This window comes from Sulfitobacter sp. M22 (genome assembly GCF_021736025.1).
Taxonomy (GTDB): Bacteria; Pseudomonadota; Alphaproteobacteria; order Rhodobacterales; family Rhodobacteraceae; genus Sulfitobacter; species Sulfitobacter litoralis.
The window spans coordinates 119224-130228 of record NZ_WMEC01000002.1; the positions used below are offsets into that span (position 1 = coordinate 119224).

Annotated in this window: 11 protein-coding genes; 7 read left to right on the top strand and 4 right to left on the bottom strand. The window is 59.0% G+C overall.

From position 1 onward, the window contains the following. Positions 1-55: 55 nt before the first annotated feature. Genes rfbC through rfbA form a run of 4 tightly spaced genes read left to right on the top strand, consistent with a single transcriptional unit; the run spans position 56 to position 3423 of the window. Positions 56-622, top strand: a complete 567-nt coding sequence (rfbC, locus tag GLP52_RS15850) for a dTDP-4-dehydrorhamnose 3,5-epimerase (protein WP_237273687.1) — start codon at positions 56-58, stop codon at positions 620-622. After that, positions 623-1660 (top strand): dTDP-glucose 4,6-dehydratase, encoded by a 1038-nt coding sequence (gene rfbB, locus GLP52_RS15855; RefSeq protein WP_237273688.1) that lies wholly within the window; start codon positions 623-625, stop codon positions 1658-1660. Further along, on the top strand, positions 1657-2523 hold the full coding sequence (gene rfbD, locus GLP52_RS15860) for a dTDP-4-dehydrorhamnose reductase (RefSeq protein ID WP_237273689.1): 867 nt from the start codon (positions 1657-1659) through the stop codon (positions 2521-2523). Before rfbB ends, rfbD begins: the two co-directional genes overlap by 4 nt. Positions 2524-2529: 6 nt before the next feature. Beyond that, positions 2530-3423 carry a glucose-1-phosphate thymidylyltransferase RfbA gene (gene rfbA, locus GLP52_RS15865; RefSeq protein ID WP_237273690.1) on the top strand — a complete coding sequence of 298 codons (894 nt, stop codon included), beginning with the start codon at positions 2530-2532 and terminating at the stop codon, positions 3421-3423. A gap of 83 nt (positions 3424-3506) precedes the next feature. Here rfbA and GLP52_RS15870 read toward each other — a convergent pair whose 3' ends face one another. From GLP52_RS15870 to GLP52_RS15885, 4 genes are all read right to left on the bottom strand, one after another. After that, complete coding sequence (locus GLP52_RS15870) at positions 3507-4577, bottom strand: tyrosine-type recombinase/integrase (protein ID WP_237273691.1); 1071 nt, start codon at positions 4575-4577, stop codon at positions 3507-3509. A gap of 229 nt (positions 4578-4806) precedes the next feature. Beyond that, positions 4807-5529, bottom strand: a complete 723-nt coding sequence (locus tag GLP52_RS15875; RefSeq protein WP_237273692.1) for a glutathione S-transferase family protein — start codon at positions 5527-5529, stop codon at positions 4807-4809. Continuing rightward, positions 5529-6335 (bottom strand): enoyl-CoA hydratase-related protein, encoded by an 807-nt coding sequence (locus GLP52_RS15880; protein ID WP_237273693.1) that lies wholly within the window; start codon positions 6333-6335, stop codon positions 5529-5531. The genes GLP52_RS15875 and GLP52_RS15880 overlap by 1 nt, the downstream gene beginning before the upstream one ends. 9 nt (positions 6336-6344) lie before the next feature. Beyond that, positions 6345-7328, bottom strand: a complete 984-nt coding sequence (locus GLP52_RS15885; RefSeq protein ID WP_237273694.1) for a quinone oxidoreductase family protein — start codon at positions 7326-7328, stop codon at positions 6345-6347. A gap of 136 nt (positions 7329-7464) precedes the next feature. Here GLP52_RS15885 and GLP52_RS15890 point away from each other — a divergent pair, with 136 nt between their 5' ends. The 3 genes from GLP52_RS15890 to GLP52_RS19620 all read left to right on the top strand — a co-directional run bounded on the left by GLP52_RS15890 (position 7465) and on the right by GLP52_RS19620 (position 11005). Further along, complete coding sequence (locus tag GLP52_RS15890) at positions 7465-8133, top strand: GntR family transcriptional regulator (RefSeq protein ID WP_237273695.1); 669 nt, start codon at positions 7465-7467, stop codon at positions 8131-8133. A gap of 113 nt (positions 8134-8246) precedes the next feature. Beyond that, on the top strand, positions 8247-9284 hold the full coding sequence (locus tag GLP52_RS15895; RefSeq protein WP_237273696.1) for an ABC transporter substrate-binding protein: 1038 nt from the start codon (positions 8247-8249) through the stop codon (positions 9282-9284). A gap of 2 nt (positions 9285-9286) precedes the next feature. After that, positions 9287-11005, top strand: coding sequence for an ABC transporter permease (locus GLP52_RS19620; RefSeq protein ID WP_237273697.1), 1719 nt, complete (start codon positions 9287-9289; stop codon positions 11003-11005).

Below are 11005 nucleotides of genomic sequence, written 5' to 3' on the forward strand. Positions count from 1 at the left end.
GACCGGTGCTGTTTGGCTAGGACTACGACACGTTTCCGGACCAAAGGCTGAGCCCATGCAGATCACTCCCACCCCTCTTTCTGGCGTTGTTGTCATCACGCCTGCGCGTTTCGGCGACCACCGCGGTTTTTTCTCGGAGAGCTACAGCGCCAAGGCGCTCGCGGCGCAGGGGATCACCATCCCTTTCGTGCAGGACAACCACTCGCTGTCGATGACGCCGGGCACGGTGCGGGGGCTGCATTTTCAGGCGCCGCCGCATGCGCAGGACAAGCTGGTGCGCTGCGGGCGGGGGGCGTTGTTCGATGTGGCTGTGGATATCCGCAAGGGCTCGCCGACTTATGGACAGTGGTTCGGGGTGGAACTGAGCTTCGAGAACGGCAAGCAGCTTCTGGTGCCGGCGGGGTTCGCGCATGGCTTTGTGACGCGCGCGCCCGAGACGGAGATCATCTACAAATGTTCGGAGTATTATGCGCGAGAATCCGAGGGCGCGATTGCCTGGGATGATCCGCAGATCGGGATCGACTGGGGGTTGGGCGAGACCTCTCCAGTACTGTCGGAGAAGGATGCGCAGGCGCCCGCCCTCGCGGATCTTGACAGTCCGTTTACCTTTGAGGGGGTATAGATGAAGCTCTTGGTGACGGGTGGTGCGGGGTTTATCGGCTCTGCCGTGGTGCGGCTGGCAATTGCGCAGGGACACAGTGTGGTCAATCTCGATGCGCTGACCTACGCCGCCTGTCTCGAGAATGTGGCCAGCGTTGCAGGCAGCCCGCTTTATGCCTTTGAGCAGGCCGATATCTGCGACCGCACAGCGCTCGACCGGATCTTTGCCGATCACCAACCCGATGCGGTGATGCATCTGGCAGCAGAGTCCCATGTAGACCGCTCCATCGACGGGCCGGGGGCGTTTATCCAGACCAATGTGACCGGCACCTATACCTTGCTCGAAGCGGCCCGCGCCTGGTGGCAGGGGGCAGGCAAGCCGCAGGGTTTCCGCTTCCACCACATCTCGACCGATGAGGTGTTCGGCTCGCTGGGGCCGACGGGTCAGTTTACGGAAAGTACGCCCTACGATCCGCGCAGTCCGTACTCCGCGTCCAAGGCTGCCAGCGACCATCTCGTGCGCGCTTGGGGCGAGACCTACGGCCTGCCGATCGTTATGACGAACTGTTCCAACAACTACGGGCCCTTCCACTTTCCCGAGAAGCTGGTCCCTGTGGTGATCCTCAAGGCGCTCGCCGGGCAGCCGATCCCGGTTTACGGCGACGGCGCCAATGTGCGCGACTGGCTCTATGTCGAAGATCACGCCGATGCGCTGCTGACCGTGCTGACCAATGGCGCACTGGGCCGCAGCTACAACATCGGCGGCGAGAATGAGGTCAGCAATCTGGAACTGGTGAAGATGATCTGCGCCCTGCTCGACGACCGCCACCCGAGCGGTGCGCCCCATGCCGATCTGATCACCTTCGTCGCCGACCGCCCCGGCCACGACCAGCGCTATGCGATTGATCCCTCGCGCATCCGGTCCGAACTGGGCTGGAGGCCTTCGGTCACGGTCGAGGAAGGTCTGGCGCGCACCGTCGATTGGTATCTCAGCAATGAGGACTGGTGGCGGGCTTTGCAGGACCGCAGCGGCGTTGGCGAGCGGTTGGGCACGGCATGAAGATCCTCGTCTTCGGTCATAGCGGTCAGGTCGCCACGGAGCTGCGCGCGCTTGCGGGGACGGGTCTCCACATCACCGCCCTTGCCCGCGCCGACGCAGATCTGACCGACCCCAACGCCTGCGCCGCGGCTATCAACGCGCATGCCCCCGACGCTGTGATCAACGCCGCCGCCTACACGGCCGTGGACAAGGCCGAAAGCGATGAGGTCACCGCAAATCTGATCAACGCGCAAGCTCCCGCCGCCATGGCGCGCGCCTGTGCCGCGTGCGACATCCCGTTTGTCTCGATCTCGACCGATTATGTGTTCTCCGGCGCAGGGGATGCCCCGTGGCACCCCCATCATCCGACCAATCCGCAAGGCGTCTATGGCCGCACCAAACGCGAGGGCGAGATCGCGATTGCAGCGGAGGGTGGGCGCTATGCCGTCCTGCGCACCTCTTGGGTGGTGTCTGCCCATGGCAATAACTTCGTCAAAACCATGCTGCGGCTGGGGACGGAGCGCGATGCGCTCACCGTCGTCGCCGACCAGATCGGCGGGCCGACCGGGGCTGACGAGATTGCCCACGCCTGCATCACCATCGCGCAAACCCTCGTGTCAGAGCCGCATAAGGCAGGCATTTACCACTTCGCAGGCACCCCCGACACCAGCTGGGCCGGCTTCGCCCGCGCGATCTTTGATCAGGCGGGGATCACCTGTGATGTCACCGACATCCCCTCGAGCGATTACCCGACGCCCGCCAAACGCCCGCTGAACTCGCGGCTGGACTGCAGCGCCACGCAAGCGGCCTTCGGCATCCCGCGCCCAGACTGGCGCGAGAGCCTCACCCAGATTTTGACCCAACTTGATACCCCCAAGGACTGATTTCCCATGACCCAGACCCTGTCTCAGACACCCAAACGCAAAGGGATCATCCTCGCTGGCGGCTCCGGCACGCGTCTGTATCCGATCACGATTTCCGTGTCGAAACAGCTGCTGCCAGTCTATGACAAGCCGATGATCTACTATCCGCTGTCGGTGCTGATGCTGGGCGGCATCCGCGAGATCGCGATCATCACCACGCCGCAGGACGCAGATCAGTTCAAACGCGCGCTTGGCGACGGCAGCCAGTGGGGCGTGTCGCTCAGCTATATCACGCAACCCAGCCCCGACGGGCTGGCCCAGGCTTATCTGCTGGCCGAGGATTTCCTCGATGGCGCAGCCTCCGCCATGGTGCTTGGCGACAACATCTTCTTCGGCCACGGCCTGCCCGAGATCCTCGCCGCCGCCGACGCTGAGGAAGCCGGCGGCACGGTCTTCGGCTACCGCGTGTCCGACCCCGAACGCTATGGTGTGGTCGATTTTGACGAGAAGGGCCAGGCCCGCCAGATCATCGAAAAGCCGGAGGTGCCGCCCTCGAACTACGCGGTGACCGGGCTCTACTTCCTCGACAATACCGCCTCCGCCCGTGCCAGGACCGTGAAACCTTCAGCGCGCGGAGAGCTTGAGATTACTACGCTGCTGGAAACCTACCTGCATGACGGCCTGCTCAACGTGCAACGCATGGGCCGCGGCTATGCCTGGCTCGACACCGGAACCCACGGCAGCCTGCTCGACGCCGGCAACTTCGTGCGCACACTGGAAACCCGCCAAGGCCTGCAAACCGGCAGCCCCGACGAGATCGCCTTCAATCAAGGCTGGATCAGCAGAGCAGCACTGGAAGAACGCGCGAAGGTATTCGCAAAGAATGAGTATGGGATGTATCTCGGGAAGCTGCTCGGCTAGTGATTTTTATTTGCGCTGCACAATCGACCTGCCGTCATAGAGTCTGAATTGTTTCGCGCGCGAAACAATTCAGACTCTATGAGTTACAGTCCCGCAGCCTTTGTCATGTTAACGCGGAAGCGATCCCTGCGGCGTTGATAGCGGCGGGTCATTTCGGTGGAGGCGTGGCCGAGGTGTTTCTGCACGTAGCGCTCGTCAACTTCGGCAGCGCTTGCCAGTCCGGCGCGGAGGGAGTGGCCGGAGAAGAGGGCGAGGCGGTCTTTTTCAGGCAGGTCGGCGCGGATCCCGGCGTCGAGCACAGTGCGTTTGATCAGGCGGGCGACATGCTTGTCGTTCAACCGGGTTTCCAACGCACGTTTGCCGTCGCGGGAGGTGCCGGTGAAGATGGGACCGAAGTCAATCCTGGCGAAATGGAGCCATTGTTCGATGGCGTGAACGGGGCAGGTGTGGTCGCTCGAGCCGCGGCCGATTTCGACCTCGCGCCAACCGGTCTTGGCGTTGAGCGTCAGGAGTGCGCCATCCTTCAGTATCTCGATCCATCCGCCGGAATCCGGCGTGTCGTCTTTGCCTGCGTCGAGGCTGACGATTTCGGAGCGGCGCAACCCGCCAGCATAGCCCAATAGCAGGATCGCCCGGTCCCGTAATCCACGCAGATCGAAGGGCAGGGTGGCGACCATGGCGCGGATGTCGTCGGCAAGGATTGCCTCTTTTTGCACCGGGGGGCGGGCGTGTTTACGTTTGATGCCCGCCAAGACTGTCGCAATGTGGCGGTCCTTTCGGTCCAATGCGAAGCCGCGTTGCGCGTAGTTCCAGGCGAGGCCGGAGAGGCGACGGTCGATGGTGGAGACTGTGAGGGCAGGGGAGGTGGGCGAGCCCGATGCCAGATCGGCAAGGTAAAGACCGATCATCTGCGGGGACGGGGGCAGGGGGTCCGCGCCCTTTATTCGGCACCAGCGTGCGAACTGCGACCAGTCTTTGCTGTAGGCCTTTAGAGTGTTTTCGGATGCTGCCGCTGCCGCATATCCGCGTGCGGCATCGACCAGCCGGTCAAGTGTGCCTGAGCCTACGAGATGCGCTGGCAGGGTGATCGCTCCAGCATTTTCAGGGCCGTTTGTGGCATCTTGCTTGATTTCTTCGGGCGACTTTGAGGGCATGGTTTGCTGCCTTGGTTGATTGGTTATTTTATAACTTTTTGATGCTAAGTAATAAAATATATTTTATAGTCGGTCACGGCAGACCAATTATCGGACATAAAACACCATCTGGGCGCATTTGGGTATGCCGGATCTCTCTACCACCCGCAGACTTGTCTTTACTGACTGTACCCGCGCAACCAATCGCTTGCCGATGGCTAGCCCTGAAAAATGACCGCTTCTAGGTCTCTCAAGATAGAAACGGATCGAACTTCGCGCGTTGATATCCCGGCCGCTCTTGTATGCTCGCCCACCAGTGGGCTACGGCTGGCCGCTTTATATGTGACAGTTCCTCAGGGGCAATCTCTTCGCCCACCCGACGAACAAAGGGGGCTACCGCGATGTCGGCGAGCGAAAAGCCCCCGCGTATCAACCAGCCATCTACCATCATCGTTTCCATTTGGTCAAGCATCCCAATCAGATTATCGCGTGCCTGATCGAGTTCGGCTGCCGTGTAGGGATTGCGCGCGACCCTGAGCCAGGCTTCGCGCCGTTCTTCGCTGGGGATTTTGGCCAGAAGCGCTTCGAGCTCGGCTTCAGAGAGTTTTGCTGCGCGGTCCTGAATTGTATATCGCCAGTTGTAGCGGATCAGGTTGCCAATCAAGCCATCGACATGACGGACCCAATTGCGCATCTGTGCAAGATGATAAGGATCAGTCGGGCAGAGGCGCGGCTCGGGAAATGCGGCCTCCAGATACTCGCAGATCGTCCCACTTTCATGCAGCGCGCGACCGTTGTGGATCAGCGCGGGAACGACCCCTAAGGGGTTCACCTTCAGGAAAGCAGGTTGATGTTGTTCCTGCTTTGCGAGGTCAATCTCATGCGCTTCATAATGCAGACCCTTCTCCTCGAGAAAAAAGCGAACCCGGCGGGACGCACTGGATTTCCAGGCGTGATAAAGGATCAGGTTCATTATTCACCCGTAAACTTTGGGGCGCGCTTTTCGCGGAAGGCATCGCGGCCCTCGCGAAAGTCGGCGCTGGTTTGGCAGAGCCTCGACAGCTCCTTAATCACCTCCATATCGCGATCCTCCGGATCTCGCATGATCTGGGCCACTGTCTGATTGGTTGCACGGATGGAAAGCGGTGCATTGTCGGCGATCCTGCGGGCAAGCGCTAACGCTTCATCCCAAAGTGTTTCGGCACCGTAGACCTGTTCGACCAACCCCCACGTTAGGGCGGTGCGCGCTGACACTCTGTCACCGCTGTAGAGCAGATAGCGGGTTTTTGCGGGACCAGCCACTTCTACAAGGCGGGAGAGCCCTTCAAAGCCATAGGCAATCCCGAGCTTGGCGGCAGGAATGCCAAAGCTTGCATCTTCGCCGGCAAGCCGGAAATCACAGTTCAACGCAGTCATCAGTCCGCCACCGATGCAATATCCACGGATCACCGCAATTGTGGGGATCGGATAGTTGGCCAACACCTGCTGTCGGTCCAGAAAGCTGTTGCCCTGTTCCCTCTCAGTATCGAAGCCGCCGATATCGGCCCCCGAAATGAACGCTTTGCCGCCGATGCCAGTGAAGATCAGCACTCGGGCCTCAGCGCGTGCTGCGTCAAGTGCATCAACCATACCCTTGGTCGCCTGCACGTCCAGCGCGTTCATCTTATGTGGGATCTGAACTGCCAGAACAGCAATGCCATCTCGCAGGGTCAGGCCAATGCGACCATCGCCGAATGTCTGGTCGGGCACCCATCCCGGGGGAAAATTTGGTTCAGTCATATTGGATCCTCACGGAATAAGTACGATTGGTGCAGTGGCGCTGCGGCTTTCAAGATGGCGATGCGCCTCCACCGCTTGATCAAGCGAGAACTGCTTGCCGATGGGCGTTTGAATTTCCCCGCCTGACAGCACATCGAATAAAGCTTTGGATGCGAGCGCCGCCTCCTCAGGGTCCGCGATCCAGCTTCGCAAGGTGGGTCGGGTTACGATGATCGACTTCGAGTGCAGCCGCTGCAAGTCGAACTCGCCCACGTTGCCCGAGGCAGTCCCGTAGCTGATCACCATACCGCGCGGTCGAATGCAGTCGAGCGACTTCAGGAAGGCCATTTTACCCACGCCGTCATAGATCACATCTGCACCTGTGCCATTTGTTTCAGCCAGTGTGCGGACCGCGAAATCTTCCGAGGAATAGTTGATGACCGTCTCATAGCCGTGCGCGCGCGCAACCTCTGCCTTTTCCGGGCTGCTGACCGTCCCGATCATGCGCGCGCCAAGCAGGCTGCCCCATTCCCCCAGGATAAGCCCCATGCCGCCTGCCGCCGCGTGAACCAATGCTGTCGTTCCGGGCCCTACCTTATAAAGCCGTCGCAACAGGTATTCCGCGGTCAGCCCGCGCAGCAGATATCCGCCTGCCACAAGATCCGACACGGCATCAGGCAGGCTGAAAAGCCGTGCAGCCTGAACGTTGGTATAGTCGGCATAGCTGTCCGGTCCAATATAACCGACACGTTCACCGTTTCGCCGGCCCGACACACCTTCACCAATCGCATCAATGACGCCAACGGCCATATGCCCCATCGTGATCGGCATCTCCTTGGCAGAATGCGGGCCGCCATGGTCGCCTTCGCGCTCGTAGATATCGGCGTAGTTTACACCGATGCAGGTGTTCTTCACACGCACCTGCCCGGGTTCAGGGCCAGCAAGATCAACCTCATCCAATTGCATCACGTCTGGACCGCCATGCTTATGTATACGTATCGCTCGTGCTTTCATGGCGCTGTTCCTCATAGTGAAAGTTATCTCGTAGCGTTATAGTGCTGCTTAATACGCTGCCTATCGGTACGCGTAAAGATTTAGCTTGAATACATATAAGATCAATACGTATACATATAGCCAAGGGGAGAATCGTATGGCCCGTGCCAGTGATACAGTGAGAGGATTGATCGAGAAGGAAATCAGCCGTGGCAAACTGCGCCCGGGTGACCTGATCGACGAGAAAATGCTCTCTGAAAGGTTTCAGGTGTCCCGAACGCCCGCGCGTGAGGCCATCATGCAACTGGCAGCCACCGGCTTGGTCCAGATGCGCCCCCGTCATGGTGCGGTGGTAAGTGAGCTCAGCGCAGACGAAGCGGTTGCCATGTTGGAAACGCTTGCCTGTCTGGAATCCGAAGCTGCGGCTCTGGCGGCACAACGGATCCGGCAGGAAGAGCTGGACCAACTGATCAAAGTTCATGCGGAAAGCGAAGATGCCGCTCACAGCAACGACAGCAAGCGATATATTGAATTCAACGGACAGTTCCATGGACTGATCTATGCCGGGGCGCGCAACACTTATATCGCCGATCTGATCCGGCAGACCCGCAGCCGTCTCGCTTATTACCACACGTCCAGCCTTTACCAGCGCTCGCGCGTAGAGAGATCGTGGATCGAACACGGCAAGGTCGTCAGTGCCATCGAGAAGGGTGACCCGACCGAAGCGCAGGCAGCAATGCGTGATCACATCCTGTCGGGTGGCAGGGTCTATGCTGATCTTGTCGCGACCATGACCCACAACAAGGAGATCAAAGACACCGCATAAGACCCGGTCGAACGACAAAGATCATTTGATCGGCAGCACAGGCATCACGCAACACGGCCATTATCCGATTGGGTCAGGCTTCGTTGCAAAACAACTATTCTGGGAGGAATACCATGTCGATCAACAGAAGAACTTTTGTCGTTACCGGACTTGCCGCCTCGGCGCTGGCACCAAGATTTGCGATGTCTCAAGATGCCATTCAGCAGCTTTATGAAGCCGCGAAATCCGAAGGGGAAATCACGTGGTATGTCGTGCCTCTGGCATCGGAAAGCGCCGAGATTGTCGGCCAGAAGTTCACGGAGCTGTTTCCGGGTATCACGGTGAACGTCGTTCGTTCGACCGCAAGTGTTGCGTTTCAAAGGCTTAATCAGGACATCGATTCCGGCGTTGCAAACTGCGATGTTCTTACGACGTCCAGCATTGCCCACGCCCTCGATCTGAAATCACGCGATCTGCTGATGCAATATGCCCCGATCCGAAAGAACGAAGTTTTCCCCGAGTTTCAGAACCTCGATGCGGACGACATGTTTCACGTCACGACGGCAGGCCCGATGTGTATCGTTTACAACACTGATGACGTGGCAGAAGCTGATGCACCCAAGAACTGGCCAGACCTTCTTGACCCAAAGTGGAAAGGCAAAGTCGCGATCGGGCACCCTGGCTTCTCGGGATACGTGGGCATTTGGGGTGTAAAGATGGAAGAGCTTTACGGCTATGAATTCTTTGAAAAGATGCTCGATCAAGACCCCTACATCGGGCGGTCATCCATCGACGTCACAACTACTACGGTCTCCGGCGAAACCATCGTTGGTGCCGGCCCTGCTGCATCTTCGCTCTCGGCCGCATCCAAGGGGAACCCGATTGCAAACGTCTATCCAACAGACGGGACCGTTATCATCACCTCCCCAAGCGGAATTCTCGCGAATGCCCCTCACCCGAATGCTGCAAAGCTATTCTCGGAGTTTCTGTTGGGAGAAGAATTTAACGAAGTGATTGCAGTTCAGTTCGGCACACCGATCAGGTCGGGTGTCGCGCTGCAGCCAGGGGTTCCAGCACTTGATGAGATCAAGGTTATCACGGCAACGTCCGACCAGATTGTGAATGACATCCCCGAGCTTTCCGAAAAGTTTCGCGACACGTTCGGAATCTGATTGTGACCGATATAACGAACACAGATGGTCGGCGCCTGGCGTCGCGCAGACCAAGCTTTGACTGGTCATTGGTCATCTTCGGCTTGTTAACCGCAATTCTTGTAGGTCTGGTCGTCTATCCGATGACGCGTCTGTTTATCGAAAGCTTCAGCGATCCGGAAACGGGTCGCTTCACACTCCAAAACTTCGTCGATGTTGCGACACGCAGTCGTTACCTTACGGCCTATTGGCACACCATTCAGCTGGCATTTGTGACCGTGGTCATGTCTGTCTTCATGGCCCTGCCGATGGCGTGGGTCGTCTCACGCACCGATATTCCGGGGCGATCCCTGTTTTACTTCGGGACACTGGGCGCGTTCATCATGCCGCCGTTTCTGGGCGCAATCGGCTGGATCCTTCTGGCCGGTCCGAACGCCGGGTGGATCAACCAGATCTGGACATCGCTCACCGGGCTGGAAGATCCTCTTGTCAATATCTTCAGCCTTTGGGGCCTTGCCTTTGTCATCGCTCTCAATGTTTTCCCGCTGATATTCATCTTTGCTACGTCCGCACTTGATCTCATCTCCTCTGAGATGGAGGAGGCCGCCGCAATCCATGGTGCCGGCCCGATGCGTACCACCTGGATCATCACCTTGCCGCTCGCACTGCCTGCAATCCTTGGCGCGATCATGTTGGTGTTTCTCGAGACGATAGCGCTGTATGGAACGCCCGCGCTGATTGCCATCCCCGCGCGTTTCAACGTCGCAACCACCCAGCTGACGACGTTTTTTGAGTATCCGTCAAAGATCGAACTCGCCATGGCGTTCTCTGTCCCGCTGGTCTTGATCACCGTGCTTTTGCTTGGTGCCCAACGGCTGCTTTTGCGCGGTGGCCACGTGGCTGTCAGCGGCAAGGGCGGTGCGCGCACGCCCATGCGTGTCGGCCGCTGGAAGTGGCTTTTTCTGGCCCATGGTCTCGCCATCACCTTGCTGGCTGTTGTCCTGCCCGCTGGCATTTTGCTGTCGACCTCGTTTCAGATCGCCTGGGCCAAGGCGCCGACGTTGTCGAACCTGACTTTGGACAATTACTATGCGATCTTGTTCGAACAGGCGACGGTCCGGGATTCAATGATCAACACGGTCTTCTTTGCCCTGACCTCGGCCACTGCCTGCGCCATACTCGGCTTTCTGACCGCCTATGTGGTGATCCGAAAACTGATACCCTATTCGCCCGCCCTCGCGTTCCTGGCCGTCGCACCTGTCGCCGTGCCCGGCATCGTTCTGGCGATTTGCTTCTATGCCGCTTTCGCTGGCCCGCCCTTCTCGCTCTATGGCTCAAGCGCGATCATCATCCTTGCGTTCATCACCCGGTTCCTGCCGATCGCCTTTGTGTCCTGCGCGTCCGGCATCCGCAGCCTTAATCCTGAACTGGAGGAAGCGGTGCGCATTCATGGCGGCTCAAGGCTTCGCGCCCTGGTCGAAGTGGTGGCACCCGTGCTCAAGAAATCGCTCTTGGGAATCTGGATCCTGGTCTTTGTCATCTGCTCGCGCGAGCTTTCTACGGCGATGTTCCTGACCAGCCACGAGAACCGCGTCATCTCGATCCTGACGCTCGATATGAGCGAACAGGGCGACTACGAAACACTGGCTGCCATGGGGGTCGTGCTGCTTGTCGTGACCTCGACAGTCGTCGCAATCGGCATGCGCCTGCTTGGCCGCGACTTCATGCTGAGAAGGAATTGA

Coding starts and splice junctions, on each gene's coding strand:
- rfbC (WP_237273687.1), top strand. CDS start 56: ATGCAGATCACTCCCACCCCTCTTTCTGGCGTTGTTGTCATCACGCCT.
- rfbB (WP_237273688.1), top strand. CDS start 623: ATGAAGCTCTTGGTGACGGGTGGTGCGGGGTTTATCGGCTCTGCCGTG.
- rfbD (WP_237273689.1), top strand. CDS start 1,657: ATGAAGATCCTCGTCTTCGGTCATAGCGGTCAGGTCGCCACGGAGCTG.
- rfbA (WP_237273690.1), top strand. CDS start 2,530: ATGACCCAGACCCTGTCTCAGACACCCAAACGCAAAGGGATCATCCTC.
- GLP52_RS15870 (WP_237273691.1), bottom strand. CDS start 4,577: ATGCCCTCAAAGTCGCCCGAAGAAATCAAGCAAGATGCCACAAACGGC.
- GLP52_RS15875 (WP_237273692.1), bottom strand. CDS start 5,529: ATGAACCTGATCCTTTATCACGCCTGGAAATCCAGTGCGTCCCGCCGG.
- GLP52_RS15880 (WP_237273693.1), bottom strand. CDS start 6,335: ATGACTGAACCAAATTTTCCCCCGGGATGGGTGCCCGACCAGACATTC.
- GLP52_RS15885 (WP_237273694.1), bottom strand. CDS start 7,328: ATGAAAGCACGAGCGATACGTATACATAAGCATGGCGGTCCAGACGTG.
- GLP52_RS15890 (WP_237273695.1), top strand. CDS start 7,465: ATGGCCCGTGCCAGTGATACAGTGAGAGGATTGATCGAGAAGGAAATC.
- GLP52_RS15895 (WP_237273696.1), top strand. CDS start 8,247: ATGTCGATCAACAGAAGAACTTTTGTCGTTACCGGACTTGCCGCCTCG.